Annotated in this window: 20 protein-coding genes; 3 read left to right on the plus strand and 17 right to left on the minus strand. The window is 52.2% G+C overall.

Annotated features, from left to right (window positions below; all coding sequences use genetic code 11):
• The 17 genes from JRG72_07160 to JRG72_07240 all read right to left on the minus strand — a co-directional run.
• Positions 1-3,099 (minus strand): hypothetical protein (locus JRG72_07160; protein MBW2134993.1); only part of this gene is annotated, 3,099 nt, incomplete at its 3' end.
• Positions 3,100-3,153: 54 nt separating this feature from the next.
• Positions 3,154-4,842: a hypothetical protein gene (locus tag JRG72_07165; GenBank protein ID MBW2134994.1), complete on the minus strand. Its 1,689-nt coding sequence runs from the start codon at positions 4,840-4,842 to the stop codon at positions 3,154-3,156.
• Between the two features lie 24 nt (positions 4,843-4,866).
• Positions 4,867-5,232 carry a hypothetical protein gene (locus JRG72_07170; GenBank protein ID MBW2134995.1) on the minus strand — a complete coding sequence of 122 codons (366 nt, stop codon included), beginning with the start codon at positions 5,230-5,232 and terminating at the stop codon, positions 4,867-4,869.
• 43 nt (positions 5,233-5,275) lie between these two features.
• Positions 5,276-6,091, minus strand: coding sequence for a hypothetical protein (locus JRG72_07175; GenBank protein ID MBW2134996.1), 816 nt, complete (start codon positions 6,089-6,091; stop codon positions 5,276-5,278).
• Between the two features lie 33 nt (positions 6,092-6,124).
• Positions 6,125-6,451, minus strand: a complete 327-nt coding sequence (locus JRG72_07180; GenBank protein MBW2134997.1) for a hypothetical protein — start codon at positions 6,449-6,451, stop codon at positions 6,125-6,127.
• 50 nt (positions 6,452-6,501) lie between these two features.
• On the minus strand, positions 6,502-6,888 hold the full coding sequence (locus JRG72_07185) for a hypothetical protein (protein ID MBW2134998.1): 387 nt from the start codon (positions 6,886-6,888) through the stop codon (positions 6,502-6,504).
• Positions 6,889-6,958: 70 nt separating this feature from the next.
• A complete protein-coding gene (locus tag JRG72_07190) occupies positions 6,959-8,254 on the minus strand; it encodes a hypothetical protein (protein MBW2134999.1) in 1,296 nt (431 codons plus the stop codon).
• Between the two features lie 118 nt (positions 8,255-8,372).
• Positions 8,373-8,816 (minus strand): DUF1834 family protein, encoded by a 444-nt coding sequence (locus tag JRG72_07195; protein ID MBW2135000.1) that lies wholly within the window; start codon positions 8,814-8,816, stop codon positions 8,373-8,375.
• Positions 8,817-8,904: 88 nt separating this feature from the next.
• On the minus strand, positions 8,905-9,327 hold the full coding sequence (locus JRG72_07200) for a DUF1320 domain-containing protein (protein MBW2135001.1): 423 nt from the start codon (positions 9,325-9,327) through the stop codon (positions 8,905-8,907).
• Positions 9,328-9,464: 137 nt separating this feature from the next.
• The gene (locus JRG72_07205) at positions 9,465-9,800 is read right to left on the minus strand and encodes a hypothetical protein (GenBank protein MBW2135002.1); all 336 of its coding nucleotides are present in this window, start codon (positions 9,798-9,800) and stop codon (positions 9,465-9,467) included.
• Between the two features lie 70 nt (positions 9,801-9,870).
• Complete coding sequence (locus JRG72_07210; protein ID MBW2135003.1) at positions 9,871-10,764, minus strand: Mu-like prophage major head subunit gpT family protein; 894 nt, start codon at positions 10,762-10,764, stop codon at positions 9,871-9,873.
• 14 nt (positions 10,765-10,778) lie between these two features.
• The gene (locus JRG72_07215) at positions 10,779-11,189 is read right to left on the minus strand and encodes a hypothetical protein (GenBank protein MBW2135004.1); all 411 of its coding nucleotides are present in this window, start codon (positions 11,187-11,189) and stop codon (positions 10,779-10,781) included.
• Positions 11,190-11,191: 2 nt separating this feature from the next.
• The gene (locus JRG72_07220) at positions 11,192-12,328 is read right to left on the minus strand and encodes a hypothetical protein (protein ID MBW2135005.1); all 1,137 of its coding nucleotides are present in this window, start codon (positions 12,326-12,328) and stop codon (positions 11,192-11,194) included.
• Between the two features lie 10 nt (positions 12,329-12,338).
• Complete coding sequence (locus JRG72_07225; protein MBW2135006.1) at positions 12,339-13,625, minus strand: DUF935 domain-containing protein; 1,287 nt, start codon at positions 13,623-13,625, stop codon at positions 12,339-12,341.
• Between the two features lie 92 nt (positions 13,626-13,717).
• The gene (terL, locus tag JRG72_07230; GenBank protein ID MBW2135007.1) at positions 13,718-15,298 is read right to left on the minus strand and encodes a phage terminase large subunit; all 1,581 of its coding nucleotides are present in this window, start codon (positions 15,296-15,298) and stop codon (positions 13,718-13,720) included.
• Between the two features lie 65 nt (positions 15,299-15,363).
• On the minus strand, positions 15,364-15,834 hold the full coding sequence (locus tag JRG72_07235; GenBank protein ID MBW2135008.1) for a hypothetical protein: 471 nt from the start codon (positions 15,832-15,834) through the stop codon (positions 15,364-15,366).
• A 118-nt stretch (positions 15,835-15,952) separates the two neighbouring features.
• Positions 15,953-16,126, minus strand: coding sequence for a helix-turn-helix domain-containing protein (locus JRG72_07240; GenBank protein MBW2135009.1), 174 nt, complete (start codon positions 16,124-16,126; stop codon positions 15,953-15,955).
• A gap of 473 nt (positions 16,127-16,599) precedes the next feature.
• Between JRG72_07240 and JRG72_07245 the strand changes: the two genes are divergently transcribed.
• From JRG72_07245 to ftsH, 3 genes are all read left to right on the plus strand, one after another.
• Positions 16,600-16,803, plus strand: coding sequence for a helix-turn-helix domain-containing protein (locus JRG72_07245; protein MBW2135010.1), 204 nt, complete (start codon positions 16,600-16,602; stop codon positions 16,801-16,803).
• 288 nt (positions 16,804-17,091) lie between these two features.
• A complete protein-coding gene (locus tag JRG72_07250) occupies positions 17,092-17,568 on the plus strand; it encodes a response regulator (GenBank protein ID MBW2135011.1) in 477 nt (158 codons plus the stop codon).
• Positions 17,569-17,799: 231 nt separating this feature from the next.
• On the plus strand, positions 17,800-19,683 hold the full coding sequence (ftsH, locus tag JRG72_07255) for an ATP-dependent zinc metalloprotease FtsH (GenBank protein ID MBW2135012.1): 1,884 nt from the start codon (positions 17,800-17,802) through the stop codon (positions 19,681-19,683).
• Positions 19,684-19,686: the final 3 nt, after the last annotated feature.

Raw genomic sequence — 19,686 nt, forward strand, 5'->3', positions numbered from 1 at the left:
GGTATCAAGCCAATTGACCCAGTTTTCCAAAATCTCCCAGGCCGCCGGGTCATTGCTGCAAAAGTAGTATTCCGCCAGCCGGTAGAAGGCCCAATACTGCCCCAGGCCATGCCCCACTTCCGGATAAGAGCTGCCGTTTAATTTCCCTTGGATGATCTTCCAATTGTCCTGCAATTCGGTGGCTGGTAAAGCCCGGCCCTTGGTAATCCTGACCATATCAATCCAGCCTTCAAAATAATGGTAATTGTTGTCGCTGGCCCGACCGATACATAAGGGATAAGTGCCGTCGCAATTGCCGGGACGTTGACAGACACAGGTGCCAATAGTTCCGTCTAAACAGAAGGTTACGTTGCCGTCCCGATCCGCCGAGGCCGCCACATAATGCCATTGGTTGTCATCTATTATTAAATCAGGGACAGGATAATGATGAGTGTGTGTGCCGTCATCAATTTCCAGATTTAATTTATTTGCACTGTTAATCCATAAACCCCAGCCGTATATGTAAGGGCTATCCCGTTTAACGACAATTCCCCTCCAGCTGCTGGATAGATCGTCGCGTTTAATAACCGCCTCGATGGTAAAATCTTCGGTTCCCATATTGAAATCATCACAGCTGGCATGAGAAAGATAATGACTGGCATCCAAACGGACTGAGGTATCCCCGGGCTGACAGATGCCGGTGGAGTAAACCGGAGACCCGCCGCCCTGCCAGGTCAGGGCATGCCCCTTGCCGGAAGCATCGGTCAGGGCCTCGTTGAAGTGCCAGAAGCCCATGACCTTGCTGTAATCCCGATAGCGCGGCCACCAGCAAAACTTTCCGAAGTTTTCCTCGCCGCACAGGGCAATGTTTTCAATGTCGTTCCGGGTGTGCACCGGCATTATCGGGCCCTTGATCCCGCCATAACGCTCGTTAAACTCATCCTGGGCATCCCGGTGCAACTGTAAATAATTGGTCTTCAGATCATGCCGATCCAACAGATACGGCCCCAACGGATGCGCATAATGCACCAGGGTCGGCCCCCGCCAGGCGTTCTGGCCATATGGCCCCAAGGAGATCGCCAACCGCGGCGCATAAGGATAGTCATCCCCGGCCTCCAGGTTGACCCCTACATCGTCCAGCCACCAGGCCGGTGCCTGCGATAAAATCATGGGGATTTCAGAATATTTGAATTCCAGCAGCCGTAGCCGGGTGGCGCTGGCAAAGGTCATATGGTCGTCAAACTTGATATCCGTAATCAGGAGGGTGCCGGCATCGGGAGGGCTGCCGGCAATGCTGAAATCAATTAGATTTATCGGGTGAGTTAGCTCATCCCCGGCATTCTCCGGGATAAAATCGTTAAAATCAATGCTCACCCGCTGCCAGGCGCCGATCGTCACCGTCTTATCTTTGTAAAAATAATTGTCATTGGCATCCTTGATTTTGACCCGGATCTCCTGGCTGCTGACATTGGCAATCGACGGGTTGATCAGAAAATTGACATTCGTCCGCCCGGTCGAATCCACCTGGGCCGAATCCACCCCCACCCAGACCCCAAGAGAATAAATGGTCCCGGTGGACACCCAGCTGATTTTCCGCTGGGTATAAAAAATCTCCTCAAAGATGGTCTCGGTCTCTTCCCGGTCGCTGATAGTGATCAGACACTTGCCGCTCCCGCCGGGATAATACCACCGTCCCCACTGGCTCCGCCGCCGGTCCCGGTCGTCCACGACATTGTCAATCCGCCAGAACTGGTCAAAATCCACCTCAAATTCGGTCAATTCCTCATACCGGTCCGGCACCGCATGTATAAAATAATGCTCTGCCCCCCAGGGATCCTCATCCCCCGGCTCCGAATCATTCAGGATCACCTGCAGCCGCCTGGGATGATGCTCCGGATCGCCTACCCAAAAAGACCAATAATCATTTTCCTCAAAATCATTTCCTTCTCCCGCTTCCCAATAAATCGCCATGCCGTTACCCAATGCAATCGGCGTTTCTCGGCCGGCGGTTTTAATCTCGACATGTTGGTCTATTTGAGTTTCCTCATAGTCATATACGGTCAAAGTAAATTCCGCATTGCCGATTTCACCTGCCTTGGTTATCTGGATGTCATACTTAAAACTATCTCCGCTTTGATAACCATCATGAATTATGAGTTTAGCTGTACCTGGGTTCCCGCCTGCGGGATACTTGGTTTTCGCCATATTTCTGATCTGGCTGGGAGTGCCATTCCCCCGCAGCCTAAAGCGCACTTGATCAATGTTGCTGAAGGGGCTTTCGGCCAGGCTCCAGTTCATGCCATAGCCCCACCAGGCCGAAAAGTCGCTGGTGGTATAATCATTGATAATCACCCGCAAGGCCCGCGATCCCTTTGCCGGGGCCAGCTTCACCATCTCTTTTGCCTTATCCCCGGGATAGAGGTCGATGGCAAATTTCTCAAACCCTCCTGCTCCCAGAGTCGAATCATGATAAAGCAGATAGGAGCCTTTATCCCACCGCCCGCGCTCAAAGGTGTCCATAATTAAGGGCGAACTCAGACTGGCCTGCCGGGAATAAAAACTCTCCCACAAAAATTCGATGATCTTGCTGTAGTCCCGGCCCCGTTCCCTCCCGGCAAAATGCAGGATGGACATTAAATCCAGAATCCGGTCCACCGCGAAATCATAAGTGTAATCACCTGTTTCACGATAAGCCGGGCGCATACAAGGGTATGAACTGAGCGCCTCATACTTGCCTCCCCGCTCTCCGGTCTGATAGATGTAATAAACCTGGACTGCGGTGCCGGCTGGCAGGCAAGTGCCCAGAGTGATAATGGTCAGGTCCCCCTGGTTCTTAAAACTCCCTCCCGTATAGTAATTGGTTTTATCTCCGCTCTCGGGCTCGGCCCAGAACCCGTTCCAGGGGAACACCGCACTGGTTTTCCACACCCCGCGCAGATAATAGACCTGTCCGCCGCCCAACAGAGGCGCTTGAAGGTAAACCTTGCCATCCTGAGCCACTGTCGTCTGGCTGCTTACCCCGCTCCAGTTGCCGTGCACCGCCTCCATCAGCGGCGTGCCGCCCATATTATCGAACGTCCAGTTAAATTGAGCCGCCCGGGCCCACTGTATCCGCCCCATCAAAACACTCCACTAGTCCCCTCTCCCTCTGGGAGAGGGCCAGGGTGAGGGTATTTAATCCTCCCCCAGATACGCCCTGATCTTGATTTCCCCGAAATCCACCCAGAATTCATATAAACACGCCGCTACAATGGCCTGAATGGCGCGGGCCGCTTCTAAATCCTCAAACCGCACCCCAATGTTGTATTCCAGGGTATCGGCTCGGGCCTGAGCAAAATGCTCCGGGCTGATATAATCCACCAGTCCCACCTGGGTCAAAATATCCTCGATGATATCCACCGGATGCCTGGTGTCATCCTTCACCACCCGTGCTTCCACTCTCCCTGATTTCCCCACCACCGTTATTTCCCCGGTCTCCGCCGACGCCGCCACCGACCCGGTCACTTCCTCATCGTTCAGATACACCCCCGTAATCTCCTGAAACGGCGCCCCATATACCCGGTAGTGATAAACCTTGGCATGGGCGGTGATCTCCCACTGATCCCCGGCCACAAAGTCATCGCCGGCGCCGCCCGTCCAGTAAATCTCCAGGCCGTATTCCAGGATCAAGGGCTCCGCCGCCGACGCGGTCACAATTTCCGTCTTCTCCCAAGTCTGGCCGCCGTCCTTCGACCACTTGCAGGTCGCTGTCCCAAGCTCCCCGGTCGTCTCCGCCTCAATCAGATAAACTTTGTCTATCTCCCCGGCATACTTGCTGTCGTCGACGATATACAGGGTCGCCGAGCCGCTCCCGTTTTTTATCGGCTCATCACAAAACGCTTCATCCGTGCTGATCAACTCTGTCTTGTCCCGATAATACCCCCGCATGAACGGCCTCTTGGTGCCGTCCTCATCCGGCACCCCGATCTTCTTTTGCAAACCCTCCATGATCAAATCGGCCGTCTCCAGCACCGCAGTATGTCGCCCCTGCCAGCTATGGCCGATCTGGCTGATCTTCAGCAGCTTCCCGATATAGACCAACTGCCACTCAACAGACCCGTTGGCCAGTTCAAAGCCATGATAAAGCCTGATAAATTTCCGATACCAGGGCAGCTCTTGGAGATAGAAGCTACCGCCTCCAGGGATCCACTGCCGCTTCCGGTTATCCACTTCCAAAGCATTAGTTCCAGCCCTTAAGTCGCTGAAATCCAAGGCCATATCTACGGCAATCTCGCCAGGGCTGATGATTTCGCTATCCGCCAAATGAATCTGCCCCTCAAACCCCAGGTCCTCCAAGTATCCCGGAAACTCCCCATCACTGGCATAGCTCTGATAGCCGCTCTCTGGGGCCTGATCGACCGCATAGGCAGTATAATTATCCGCATTGCCGACCTCTTCTACCGCCCAGGCCCGGATGTTTTCATCAAACTCTACCTGTATTTGGAAAAATTGGTTTAAATCATACTCCTGGCCTGCAGTCAGTTTCTGGTAAGGCGCGCTGCTGACAAGACCATATTCTGCTGCACTCCGCAGCCTGATTACGGTCTCCAGGTATCCGGCCTGGTCCTTCCAGCTAGGGATCATCCGGTTCAGATTGGCCGTATGGGCCTGCATCACCGGCCCGGTCCAAGCCCCGGAGGTCTTATATCCGGCCTGCATGGCCAACTTGCCGGCCACGCCACCATATTCAGTATTTACATAATCCCCTGAGTTCTCCGCCAACCCGTAATCCAGATCGTAGGGATAGAGGACCGCTTTGACCAGAGGCTTGGCTCCCCGTAATCGGCGTTCTTCCTGGATATATTCTACGGTTGCGTCTCTCATGGCACCTTTGCGTTTTGGCCTGAGCTAAATTTCTTCCAACTCAATGGTTCCTGACCAATAACCCGGGGCTACCTCGACAAAATCAAAATCATTCACCCAGGCAAAAACCCCTGTCCGATTCTCATTCGCGTCCCGGTAGAAATCAATATCCACCCCGGCCTGCTTGATCTCCCGGAACTGCTCTTTTTGAGATGGAGAAATATAGCTAAAATCCAGTCGCCAGAATTGTTTTAAAGCCCGGTTATAACTTCTTAGCGTTCCATCCAGAGATCGTTGCCGATCATGGTCGTCGTGGCAAGCCTCTTGATAATTCCAGGAAAAGTTTACCGGGAAATTATAGGTTTGTGGGCTCCCTCCCACTGGTGTCCAGACAAATTTCCCATTCGGCATCTTTGAGTTCCCTAATTTTCTTTAAAGTAATATCTGGCTACTGCTAGACTTTCCGGCTTTGGGCCCTGTTCAAAGCGGGTATTATCTGCCGACTGACAATCCTATCCCAATTAAGCCCGGCCACGCTGTCTCCATCCAAGGCCTGTACCTGGATCTGAATCTTATAGTTGTGACCGGCTGCCACCTTAGAATCGGCCAGTCGCTCAAACTGGCCGGTTCGCAAGGCCTCAAAGTGCTTTTGTCCCAGGCGGGCCATGCTGTCTCGCGGCAATATGCCTTCCCCGGTTTGGGCGACTATTAGTTTCTCGTCGGCCTCCAGGTGATTGGTTATCCCCCCCAGATAAGACGGCGGCACCACCATCCCCTGGTGGGCCTTGACTACCCCACCGTGGTGGAACCATCCTAAACCCGGACTGACTCCTCCCGATAGGCTGCCGCCGCCCAGATCTCCCATCAGGCCCAAATTGCTGCCAAAAGCGTTCAGCCCGGGTCCCCAGGCTTGCTTGAGATTATTTACCAGCCCCGCTCCCAGATCGTCCAAGTTCTCGGACAGGTCTTGAACCACCTGGTGCAAACTCTCGGATATCGTCTTGGTGGTATCCACGGCTTGGTCGGCGATCTGAGCAAATTTTTGGCCGGCCATGCTTTCCATCGAGTTCAGGGTGCCTTCCCAATCTTGGGCCATATCCTCCCAGAATCCTTGCAATTGGCTTATTTCCTCTTGCCAGCTTTGCAGTCGGGCCTCGCTGTAAGAATCGTTAAGATCGTTTATATGCTCCTGAGATTCCTGATAGTTACTGACCATTTCGGCTTCTTTGAATTTGCCCCAGGAATCTTTCGGGTAAGTTCGCTTCGCCATAATCAATCCTTTTAAATCCTTGTCCAAGCCTAATTAGGCGGTTGTGTGACGGTCGGAACTCGGGGAATTTTTAACTAGTCGCTGACTATTGATAATCCGCCTGAACAGCCCCAATAACATCCAGGTCTCTAAACTTAGGTCATTGGCCTGGAAAGGATAGCCTGCGCTTTGGAGTTGGTAAAGAAATAATAAGTGCCAGGTCCAGGGGGAGATCCGCTCGACAGGGATATACTCCCGACACTGGCTACAGGCCCACTCTGAAAATCCCTGGTCCTCCTGCTGACATTTCTGGCGCTGGGCCTCGGTACATAGCCGACCGGAGACAATTGCTCCGATTTCCCTGATGAGGTCGGTAATCATGTTGCCATCGCCGTTGTTTAGGGCACAGCCGTCCCTGGCTGCGCCGGGGGTTATTCCCCCCAGTTGGGACTCCCGGCCGATTCCGCTCTTAACCCCTCAAAGACATATTGCCCCAAAAAAGAGATCAAATCCGGGGCATGACGGGCCAGCTGTTCCTTCCAATCCGAATCCGTCGCGGCATCCAAGGGCACTTCCTGACCATCTTTAATCACGTAAAAATCTCCCGGGGCAAAGCCGGTCATAATCTCCAGGCCAAATTTAAGCCTGGTTTCGCCTAAACGTAATTGCCGGCGTTGGCCTTCGATCCGGAAAGCCGAGGTCTGGTAGGCCACTCGTTCTTCTGAAGTCGGAATCCGATAATACAGAGTGATCACCGTTCCCGAAATCGGATCCCGGACCCGCAAAGTCTGTGGCTCATCAGCAAGTTTTCTGCCCATATCCTTCCCTTTGTAAAGCAGCCATCAATTTTCAGTCACTGACTACTGACCACTGGTTAATGACAACTGATTATCGACCATAACCCGAGACCTGATTTTGGACATAAACTATCACTGATCCCAGGCTGTCGTCCTCCAGCACCGCAAATTCGATGCTCTCTGCCAAGCGCCGTTCCGCCACCCGCGTCGGCACCGCCACAATTCCTACTTTAGGAAAGACAATCTCCACCGTGTATTTATATCCAGGCGCGTACTCGGGGCCTTCAGATTTGAGATGCACTACCAGGGTGTCATTATCGGCCAGATGTTGTTTCATCAGAAAATCGCGGAAATCCCGATCAAATTCTAGCTTCTGGCGGCGACCCCGGCGAAAGGCCCGATTAGCATAAAGGGCGCCACTCCCGGCAGTGCTTTCGATATTTAAATTGTTCATAAAAGTCCAACTCAGGTCCCGCAACTCCGCCGCCAGCAGATGCCCCCCCTGGATGGCGCTGCCGGTCCACTGACCGCCAAGAGTGACGCGTAATTGGGTGGACCGCAGTGGGGGTTCGCTAACCCGTTCGGGAAAATTCATCCAGCCGCCTTCGGTGGGAAGATAATAAACCCGGTAATTAGTATTATCCCCGGTGCCGCCGGGGGCAATGATGGTAATTACCGCCGGGCTGGTCCCAGAAACCGCGGTATAGGTAACGTCCTCCCAGGCTGCCGTGCCCGGGTTTTGCACCTTTATGGCCTGAACATTACTGAGCCGTTCGGCTGCCGTACTGCCTGCCACCCCATTGCTGGCCAGAGTCAGACTGGTAGCATTATAAGCCTGCAATACCGTTTCCCAGTAGGTATTGTCGTCAATTTTGCCGGTGCCTTTGACAACCCCGCTGATCTTGGCCCAACCATCCTTGGGAAATCGAACCTTGACCTGGTCGACAAAACAGGAGACAAAACGGCACTTCATCACCTGTTGGCCCAGACGTTGGGCTGCAGTGAAGGACGGATTTGATCGGGCCACGTCCAGGTTGCCGGCCATCGGGGTGATGGTATGCCGATAGCCGCCGCTTCCCGCGGTGCTGGTGCTTACCTGCCCCAGGGCATAAGCCAGCAAAAAGGCAAAATGCTGCGGCTGGGCCCGGGAAAATTCCACATTGCCGCGCGTCAACCCTCCCAGGTCGTAAATTCTATCCGGTTCTTCCTTGCCCGTGGCTTCTTCACTGTTGGTCCAGCGGGTCGGGTAGTAGTTTAGGACATTATGCAGATCAACCAACAGAGTGGTGTCCAGCGTCTGGGCGGAATTTATCTCGGCTTCGCGCTGTTGCGCGGAAACGGCCAACAGATTATGAGTGGCCAGAAAGTTGCGAATAGACCAGGCCATATAATGCTCCCCTCTCGAACCCTAGTTGGGGTTTTGGTTTTTAGTTTTAGTTGGTAATCTTAAAAGATAACCAATGATTCCATCCGCTAAACCAAAACCATCCACCAAAACTGCCAACTTATCCAAAACTTACAACCACTTGAGTCTGATAATCGGCGGCAAACACCGCTACCTGGCGATTATTGATCAGAGCCTCTTCCCTGAGCAGCATAAAAGGATTGACCTCCAATCCCAGGTCCTGATCCCACAACGCCAACCGTACATCTTCTAACATCTGATAGGCCCCGGTATTGCCCAATCGCCCTTGCTGATTTCCCCGCAGGTTGCGGTCGGCCACGATAATGCTGAAGGTCAGTTTCAGGTCATAACTGTGGGCTGCGGCTTTTCTAACCTGGGTGTCCTTCAACATGACCAAAGACGCAGGAAGGCGCCAGGCAAACTCCCCCAGATCCGCCTCCAGCTGTCCCTGGTAACTTTCAATGGTCTTGACATAGGACCCCAACCGGTCGGTCAATGCCGCTAAAATCGCATCCTCAATCTCTTTAATGGTGTAATCCGCCATTTTCTATCCAGTGTCTCGGCTTTCTCTATGGTTGCTAAACCCGGTCCAGAACAGTTCAACCGGTTGTTGCCGCCCAACCATGAAACCGCTACCATCTTCCCAGGTAGGTCCGGCTAAATACCCGCGCCTCGCTGGTCATCTCAGTCACCTCCCGGCCGGTGGACGTGGCGGTGCTGCCGGAAACGCTCACCACTGCGGTCCCCTGGGCAATGGCCTTAAGCTGCACCAGCGCATCCTCATACTTCTGCCGTCTGACCACGGGGGCCACACTCCGCCGGGAATAAAGATGATACAAAGCAATGTCCACCGATAATGACTTGACTCGATCCGGAACCGGATCAAACGGCACCAGGTACTGCACGCCACAGTAGGCATCGATCTCACTATCGGCCTTGGCAATCGCCTCCGCCACCACCGCGGCATCGGGCGTACCCCCGGACTCGCTGGTGATTTCAGCCAGTTCTTCCAAGGGAATCATCTTCAGCAGATCATCTTGGCTGCAATAGGCCATCCTGCCTCCCTTTTGTCCGTCTTTGCTGCCCGTCGTCAGTTGCTGACTACTGACCACTTTCACAACCCCGAATCGGGGCCTTTCTATCGGTCTGGATCAGACACCGCCTCGGCTTTAATCGAAACTGACAACTAAAACTAAAAGAAATAGGTAATCCTCAAGATACCCGACTTATTTTTCGCCTGAATCGCCTTAAACTGCCTTAAATTCTGGGTTCCCCACAATACCATTGAATCGCCGGCCCCCATCAAGTGACCTTCGTCTTTGGCCGGGGCCTGGCCATCCAGGCGAAAACGGATATCGGCGACCTCCAGGCTTAGCAGCGCCCCCCGGGCTTCCAAATTTTCCGTAATATCCTCCGGTCTGATCTTCGCCGGAGTCAGGCTGACCGCCATCTCAGCTATGGTAAGGGTTTCATACTCTTTGGGGACCCGTTCCAGGGTTTCTAGATGATTTTTGCTAAGCCAGACCATATGCCTTCCTTGGTTAAGGGGCATGATTATTCACGCCCCTGAAATTTGTTTTAAATCTTTAAATACTGACCTAACTTAGCCAATGGACCACCAACAAGTCGGCCGAGCTTCTCCAGATATTACTTTTGCTGCCCCCGGCAGTGGTATCGCCCAGGATGAAATCAGCATGTAAAATCTCCCGGGCCGCGGCCTCCAAAGAGGGCGGCACCACCAGCATATTGGGCATAATCCCCAGCGGCACCCCTTCGTCATTGGTAAACGCGGTCATCGCCGCCCGAGCCAGAGAATAATTGGTGGCATTCAAGGTCTCTTTGGAGGCATAGGCCAATTGCCACAGGCCATAGCCAAACGAACCCCGATAATTGGCTCCATACAGGTAGCGTCCCGATAAAAAGACTTCCTGGTCCTCGGGCCGATCCAAAGAGGTGAATTCCACCTCACTGCGCTTCTGGAAGATCAGCGGTTTGATTACCCGTGAGGTATCCAGCAGATACCAGGCGGTCCCCGTCCCCCCCGCGAAGTTGCTTTGGGTGCCGCTCCCTACCGGATGGTCCGTATCAAAGAAATTTTGACCGTCGTAGCAGGCGGTGCTAAAGCCTTGCGGCAGCAGGCCGAAAACCTGTTGGTTGATATGATGGGCCGCCTGTTCAGCCAGAGCCTTCACCAAGTAGGTAAACATTCCCAGCTGATCATCGGCGATCTCGTTCTTATGGAGGGTGATACCGTTGGCCCACTCCTGGTTGACCAGGGTATAACTGTAAGCCTTTAAATCCTGAATCCGTCGATTGCCTAGCCATTCAGTCATCATCGGCACTTCCCCCAGCCATTTGTAATCATTCTGGCTGGTAGTGGAAGGCACCACCATGGCTACCTTTTCATACAAGGCGGGGACCTGGCTCATGGTTTCATAAAACAAGGCCCGGGCACTGCGATAAATATCGGCCAGATTTGCTAATCCACGCATGCTTTGCTTTCCTCCTATCGCATGTCAATATCGACCAAGACACTGGTGGCCGATTTAAAGCCGGCGATTTTGCCACAGGCAATATCATTAGTGGCCTGAGCCGCGGTCCCCACCGTCTGATCGTCCAGCACATAGGCGCAATCACAAATTTTGGTGATCGCCATGGCTGAGGCCCCGAATTCAAAAACTCCCTTGCGCCATACCCGGACCGATTTAGCCCCGTTGGCCCCGGCGCTGTTATCCACATATTCTGCTGCTACTCCCAGGAATTTATAATTTGCCGTATCCGCCGCCGGAACCACATAACCGGAGGTGTTGAGGCAGACCAGGGAATTGGCATAAATAACAGTATTACCGGCTACTTTATAGGGCAATTCATCTCCGGCATACTTCTCCAATCGGCGATCCTCGGTTAATGCCGCCATGTTTACTCCCTCCCTTCAGAATTATATTTTAAGTAAATTTCTTCACTTATCCCCATAAGCTGGTTGATCTCCATCTGACTTGAGCTGAGAGTGGGCTTGGGTTTGCAGTCCTCCCTCAGATTTAACTGCTCTCCCACCGGAATAATCTTAGGAGCTTGGGCCAGGAACACTTTAAACCCCTCCGGGTCCCGACGGACATATTCTACCGCCCATTCCCGCTGGGCCGGGGTCACCTTGCCGGATTTCAGGGCTAACTCCATCAACTCCTTGGAGGACCGCTCCGCCTCGGCTGCCTTGAGCTTGGCCACCTCTTCCTGAAGCCTCTCCGCACTTGCAACCCCGCTTTTAAGCGCCGCAATCGTGGCCTGGACTTGAGATCGATCGGCAGTATCCGGTAACCCCAAGGCGCTTAAAATCTCTTCCCGGCTCATCTGGTTGGCGGCTCTGGTTCCATCCGCGGTATAAAACCTTAATGGATCTTGGGGCCGTATCTCCTTTAATTGGCCTTCCATCTCCCCGTCCTCATTCTTACAGGCAATTGCGCCTTGTCGAGGGATAGACCAGCTGCCCAGTGGCCCAAAGGTTAAACTGGCAGTCTGATCTTCCAATCCCTTTCCCTCCATACCCATGGCTGCTGGTCGACTTGGAGCCTCATTGGCCTTTGCCTTGATTTCCGCTGCTCCCCTGGCATCCGCTGCCATCGTCAGTTTGGCTACCAGGGGCGGCAAGTGATTGATGGCCGGGGTATTGGTCAAAGCCACATGATGCAGGGCGATAGGCCGGCGCGTCTCCCGGTCGAGCGTCAGTACCGGGGAAAAGTAGCGGTACTCTCGATTATGTAAGTAGTCGCGTCCTTTTTCGGTCCACTCTACCCGCGCCCAGAGGCCATCCTCTCGACTCACCAGGGACTTGATCCAACCCGCCGCCGGGGCCTGACCGCCTTCCAAAGTCTGATGCTCGTAGTCAATCACCATATCCAGCCCGCGCGCCGTGAAGTGGTTGATGATGTTGTCGATGGCTTCCTGGTCAACCTCAAACTCCGGACGACCATCTCCCAGGCTGATCAACCCAAGTGGCAATATCCGAATCCACTCCGGGATTCCGGAAGTTTCGATACTTAATGCAATTTCTTTATGCATTGCTCCCTCTTTAATCAGTGTTAGGTGGTGCCTGGCTTTGGATTAATTTCTGCCCTGGTTCCGGCAGGGGGATGCCAAACCGCTCCGCCACATGTTCCTGGGTCAGGGGATAACCGATCTTATCCAGATTGACATATACCTCTGATAGGGTCTTAAGGTCCTCCTCTTCGGCGTATTTGAACCGGAACCAGGGCAGTGGCCTATCCCATCCGAAATTAAACCCTACCAGGGGTTGAATCAACTGAGACCGCAAAGTACGACTCAAGGCCTCGGCATCTGCCCGCAGCAGATCCTGTCGCACCAGATTATGGGTTTTGGCAGCACTATATGTCCCAGTGCTGCCGGCGGTATCGGTGGTCAGGGTCTGCCCTAGAATGGCCTTGGACATCTCCCGATTACAAAATTCCGCCATCACTAAATACGGGATATTTTGCCCCGATTGCCGGGCCGAAATCTCCACAAATTCGATCTCGGTATTCTTACTGATCACCCCGGCAGCATCGGTCCCCAGAGCCCGGATCGCCGCTACTAGGGCATCCCGATCCACCTGACTGGCGGAGGGTTCATACTTTCCCAACCGCAAGGGCATACCAAAGACCTCATTAAAGGTAGCCCAATCTTTCAGAGCATAATTTTTGAATAGATACATCCAGGCCACAACTCGCAGCATCCCGGCCCGGGTATCGTAGCCACTGCGAGCTTTGTAACGATGATAGATGATCTTCCATTCCGGCGGCTCAATCCCCCGCCAACGCTCCTGATCAGTAAGAATCCGAGGCGTTAAGCTGTCGGAAAAGCAGAGTTTTTTCTGGTTTATCCAGCGCAATCCGCTAACCACCGCCCGATTATCCACGACGTCCCAGAAGATTTCGCTGACCGCAATGCCCTTGCCGATGGCATCGAGCAGATCAAGCAGGGTGTCCTCAAAATCGTCCAACCCAAAGATAATATCCCCTACAAATCCGGCAATCTGTCGATCCTGAGGCGTATCGCTATAAGGCAAGATGTCGTAATCAAGGCTCAACACTGCCAGTTTGCGGGTTTGCAGAATACCCGCCAGATGCGGGTCTTTTTCTTCCATCTCTTCAAAGAGTTCGGCCTGACGGTAAATATCCCCGTAATCTGCCTCCCGGAAGATAGCTACCAAACGCTCCGGCGTCAGACCGGCACTGGGATAAGTGCTCCATCGGTCCTGTAAATTGACCGCGGCGATTTCCTCAGTCACCGGACTCACCTTTTTCTTATCTAACCTTCGCCCTCGGTGGGCGACCCAACTGAAAAAATCCTTTAAGGCCATAATCAAACCCTGATCCTTGCAATCATTGGTGGACTGGTAAACTTCCTTCAGACTTGCTTTGAAACTGGTACAGAAACCAGGAAACTGAAAACTCAGTACGCTCCTCTGCTCCCAAAGGCCCGCTTCTGCAGCGGCGCATAACGGGGCAACCCTACCGGCAATCTCTGGGCCAGCCGGATAGCTCCTTCCAACGCGTCAGGGCCATCATCATGGATCGACGCCGAAGGAAAATAAAGCAATTGCTCGATTAAAAGTTCCTGATCGGAATGTCCTCGGATAAACCGGATCTTACCTCGCTCCAACAGAGGTGATAGACCGGCAATCCGGGTCTCCTTGGCTATCCGGTTGGTCACTCCTTTGATGGGCAGAATCTGGCCCCGCTCCTGACCCAGGCGCTCAAACTCCTTGAGGAGCAACCGCTGGAAAAGATTGTCTTCCACTCCTAACAGATGGTAATTAAATTCTTGATGTCGATCAAAAATGATATTTAAGGTGTGTTCTAAGGTGGCCTTCTGAATAAAGGCATCCAGGACATAAAAGACCATTTCCTTGGAATCGAAACCTACCGTGACACAGGCTTTGTAATCGGCGCTGGCCCCGCTTTCAATAGATGGGTCAAAGAATCCAGTGACAATTAAATTTCGATCCTTTAAACAATCCGGATGGTAATAATGGATCCACTGTTGCTGGAACAGCCCGGCTTCCTGGACCGGTTCGTTCATCTTTTCCCGATTGAACGCTACGGTCCCCATCAATTGCTTCTCCAACAACAGCTTCTTCAGGGGGTGCTTGGCCTCCCATAAAGAGGTGCCATCTTCCTGAATGGCCCGGTAGATGCGGCGCCCGAAATAGCAGTAAGGTTCCTCCTCACTGGTCAGCATGATGTGAAGGGCACTATGCCAACGCAACACCGTGCCGATAATAAACAGATTTCCCCCGGCATCGATGGCCGGGTAGACGGCTGACTTGACCCAGTTTAATATTTGCTGGACGATTTTTGGGTTGCGGACATTGGTATCGTTTTCCAAGTCATCCAAGATCACCAGATCCGGACGCCATTGGCGGTGCTTGAGGCCGCGCAGCCTTTGCCCCCGCCCCCGGGCCTTGACGCGAATGTCATTTGTGGTCACAAAATCATTGACTGGACGGTTGCCCTTCACCAGTTCCCCGAAATCATCTCGTATCCGATCATTGTATAATAATTCCAAGTAGATGTATCCCGTCAGGTCGCTGGCCAGGTCTTCGGTATCACTACCGATAATGATAAAATGACGTTTGCCAAAGCAGATTTGATGCAGCACATACCCGAAAGAACATAAGGTCGTCTTGGCAAATTCCCGGGGGGCCGCCACCACTACCGGGGTTACCGCAGTCGCCAGGCCGTCGTTTCCCTCCGCTTCCTTCTCCGGCTCCGCCTCCGGGCTCTTTAATACTGCTCTTTGTTCTAATAACTTCACTAACTCATACTGAAAGGGGGCTGGGGCCTGAGAAAAATAGTGCGGCAGATAGGTCTTACAAAAAAATAGGGGGTCCCGGGCCGCCCGTTGGAGCCGATCTTCCCGCTGACCCTCGGTCTCGGGAAGGAAGGAGGTCACTTCCAGATTCAGCCGGATCAATATCTCATCCACCCGCTGCCGAAACTCAGTCCGAGTCAACTTCCTTTTCAGAGTCATCGACTTCTTTCTCCTGGGAGGCTTGGCCGCTGATTGCTCCTGGTCGGTCCGCTTCTCCGAACTGACTATTTTTTCTCCTCCAACTCTTGGAAAAACTCTTGAATCCGACGTGAGAAACATCGCAACTCCCTTGGATCTCTGACCTGTTGGCGCAAAAATTCAACAAATTGACTCATTACCTCCAGGGCTGCGACTCTTAGATCCCAGGCCTGCTTGCCTAACCGATCGATGAGGGTGATCAATTTCGTCAACTCCTCTACTTCCGCGGCCCGGAGATCTCCCTTGGCTAATAGCCTCTCCGTTTTCTGGCGCAGCACCCCTTTTAACGCTTCCCCTAACAGGCGAGGAGAGCGATGGGCGGCTTGCCGTTTTTCTTCCCAATGACCCTGTTTCTGCCAACTCTTTAAAGTTCTCTGGGCTACCGGCAAAATGTTCCCGATCTCTTCTACACTCTTCCCGGCCAGATACAGAGATTGGGCTTCGGCACAGTAAAGCTCCCGTTTGCTTTCTCGCTTGGATTTCCTAACTGTCGCCATAGTGGCGATTTATATATATGAAATCATTAATAATTACCAGAACGCCTGGATAATCTGGCACAATCATTGCGCTAGGGTCACCACAATGGCCTCTCCACCTACCATCCGCTGCTCCTCTTCACCAGATCACTTCCAACATCAACTGCACCGAGCTCTCCAAAATCCGTAGACTTCCCTCGCTTAACTTGATGCCTCTTAGCTTGCCCTCCCAAAACCAGCGATAAACCGTGGAGCGCGATACCCCTAATCGCTGAGCCACCTCTCGCGGTCGTAACAATCGGTCCTGATTCATTTTCCCCTCCATGGTCACCCTTTGCTTCAGACCCTGTTTCAAGAATCATGTCCAACAAGAGAAAAATGTCCTCTCCTGTCACTGAAACCAGGAGATTTTCTCGTTGACTGCAAATCTGCTTGATATTTCATCACTTATGCCGTAGAGCGGTCAGACCGCTACCTTATCCGCCCGGCTCGGCGGTTATTGTCAGGGTGGAAGGAACCGGAAAATCAACAAAAAGAACTGAACAGCCCTAGAGAGATCAAAAAAACCCCTAGAAATTAGGGAAAATCTCTCCTAAAAATCTAGGGGTATTCGCAGGAATCTGGTGGCTTATTTATTATTAATAATATTTACTGATACTTATAAAATGTCGTTATCGGCCTCAGTTTTGCTTAGAAAATAACCCAAAAATTTTGTTATCGGAAACCTAGACCAGCCTCTCTAAATTTATCCAAGCAGGCAGAAACGCATTTGAAAGGAGGAGAATTATGGAATTTATCAACAGAAAACGGTTATTCCGTCCGGACGAAGTTGCCCAGCTGCTGGACCTCTCACGCCGGACCATCTATCGCATGATCCGTGATGGTCGATTAAACGGGGTGCGCCTGGGATCTCGTCCCTGGCGAGTTCCTCGAGAAGCGCTGATAGCTCTGTGTCCGGAAATTTTTAACCCTCACACTACTAGATATTAGGTCAGAAAAAGGTTTCCCCCAACCCATTCTCACAACCTTAGGGGAGGTTGGGAGGGAAGCTGAAGGGAGGGCGGGGGGTCGGCAGTCCCCCAACCTCCCCTCTAACTAAACTGAATAAATTAAACTTTTAAATCCCCCGAGTGAACTTTACAGAACTTTATCAACCCGATCTACCTATTTTTTCCCCAAAAACGCAATTTACCCTTATTTATTTTTTTCCCTCAGCCGATAAGATTGTTGGTGATACAAATAATTGATAACTTTGTGAAACCCTAGCTTGAGAGGCTGATGGTAATCGATAACCAAATCCTATCTCCCGGCCAGAATCAACGAGTTCGATCCGAGTTTAAAGGGATGAATTTTTTAGTAGTCGATGATATGGCGGCTATCCGAGAAGTTTTGTGTCTGATGCTGGTTAAGCTAGGGGTGCGGGAACTGATCGAAGAAGCCGGCGATGGTCTGGAAGCCATTGCAAAATTAAAAGAGACCCAAATAGATTTCATTATTAGTGACATCAATATGCCCCGTTTGAATGGCTTAGAACTCCATAAATGGCTGCGTAATTCCAAAAAATTCCGAAATATCCCATTTTTAATGATTACCGGCGAAGTCCCGGAGGAAACCGTTGCCGCGGCAATTGTCGGTGAATTGGACGGCTATTTGCTAAAACCATTCCAGCTGGCTACCCTTGAAGTCAAGATTCTTGAATTAATCAAGAAGAAACAAAATCATGCCGCCGAGAAGATTAGCTTCAGCAAGGCCTAAGCTTATTCCACTCCTCTAACCAAGAAAAATCTGACATTTTTTACTTTATCGCCACCTGAGGATCGTCTGGAGGCAGCCAGGAAAGGTCTTGACAGGCAATAAATAATTACTAAACCCTTGCCGACTTCGAGTTGCAGGTTTATATTCTAATTGCCATTGTTGCAAATTGACTTAGAATATGATAAAAATTATTCGAATCGTTGGGTTTCCCTTAGATTTTAAGGATAATTAATGAACAATCGTCTCACCCCTTTCTATAAAAACCTGGCTCTCTGGCTCCTGATAAGCCTGGTGATGATCTTTCTTTTTAATTTTTTTAATCGACCCCAGTCAGCGCGCGAAAAAATTCAGGTAAGCTATAGCCAGTTTCTGGATCTGGTTAATGAAGGCAAGGTAGCCAGTGTCACTTTGCAGGGGGAAGAAATAGTTGGAAAAAAACTAGACGGCCAAGACTTCCGCACTTATTCTCCCCATGATCCAGAATTAATCAAAATTTTGCGGGATAAAGGTGTCGAAATCGTCGCCAAACCCGTAGAAGATTCCCCTTGGTACACCAACTTCCTGATCTCTTGGCTGCCGATGCTCCTTCTGGTCGGTGTCTGGATCTTTTTCATGCGGCAAATGCAAGCCGGGGGCGGAAAGGCCATGTCCTTTGGCAAAAGCCGGGCCCGACTGTTGTCCGAGAACACCGTCAAAATAACCTTTAATGATGTCGCCGGGATTGAAGAGGTCAAGGATGAAGTAAGTGAGATTATTGAGTTCCTCAAAGATCCCAAGAGATTTTCGCGCCTAGGGGGGCGGATCCCGAAGGGCGTTTTACTTGTCGGTCCTCCCGGGACTGGCAAGACGTTGTTAGCCCGCGCCATTGCCGGTGAGGCAGGTGTCCCCTTCTACAGCATCAGTGGTTCCGACTTTGTCGAGATGTTTGTCGGGGTCGGGGCAGCCCGGGTCCGCGATCTTTTCCTCCAGGGGAAGAAAAATTCTCCCTGTATTATATTTATCGATGAAATCGACGCGGTCGGCCGCCACCGGGGAGCTGGGCTCGGAGGGGGCCACGACGAACGCGAACAGACCCTCAACCAACTACTGGTTGAAATGGACGGCTTTGAAGCCAATGAAGGGGTTATCCTGATTGCTGCCACTAACCGCCCTGACGTCTTGGACCCCGCCCTGCTCCGTCCCGGACGCTTTGACCGCCAGGTAGTGGTTCCCATACCTGATCTCAAAGGTCGAGAGGCTATCCTCAAGGTTCATACCCGTAAAACCCCGATTGCCGATCTGGTCGATCTCTCCGTCCTGGCTCGGGGAACCCCGGGTTTTTCAGGGGCTGATCTCGAAAATCTGGTTAACGAGGCCGCCCTGTTCGCGGCTCGAGCCAACAAAGATCGCCTCACCATGGAAGATTTTGAACACGCCAAAGACAAGATCCTGATGGGCTCGGAACGCAAAAGCATGATCCTTTCCGATGAGGAAAAAAGGAATACTGCTTACCATGAATCCGGCCATACACTGGTAGCCAGGCTTCTCCCGGGGACCGATCCGATCCACAAAGTTACCATCATCCCCCGGGGGCGAGCCCTGGGCGTAACCCAACAGCTTCCTTTGGACGAAAAACATACCTATTCAAAAGAATATTTGCTCAATACCCTGATCGTCCTATTGGGAGGGCGAGCTGCCGAAGAACTGGTCCTGAAACATCTCACAACCGGGGCCGGCAACGACATTGAACGGGCCACCGATCTGGCCCGCAAGATGGTCTGCGATTGGGGCATGAGTGAGGAATTGGGTCCTCTCACCTTTGGTAAACGCGAAGAGCAGATTTTCTTGGGACGAGAGATTTCCCAACACCGTGATTATAGCGAAGAAACCGCCCGCAAGATCGACGCTGAAATAAAGAAGCTAATCACTGATTGTCATCAGCGGGCCACCGAACTTCTCTGCAACAACCTGCCCAAATTGCATGCCTTGGCGCAAGCCTTACTGGAAAAGGAAACCCTGGGATCTGCCGAAATTGATGAAATCATACATGGTCCCACTCCAGCGGACCGTTCGCCTGAACCCGAAGATACCCAGGATTCCCCAGTATCCCAATCTCTACTCGTCCAGCAGGCGTAAGTT

The organism is Deltaproteobacteria bacterium, assembly GCA_019309545.1.
Classification (GTDB): Bacteria; Desulfobacterota; Desulfobaccia; order Desulfobaccales; family Desulfobaccaceae; genus Desulfobacca_B.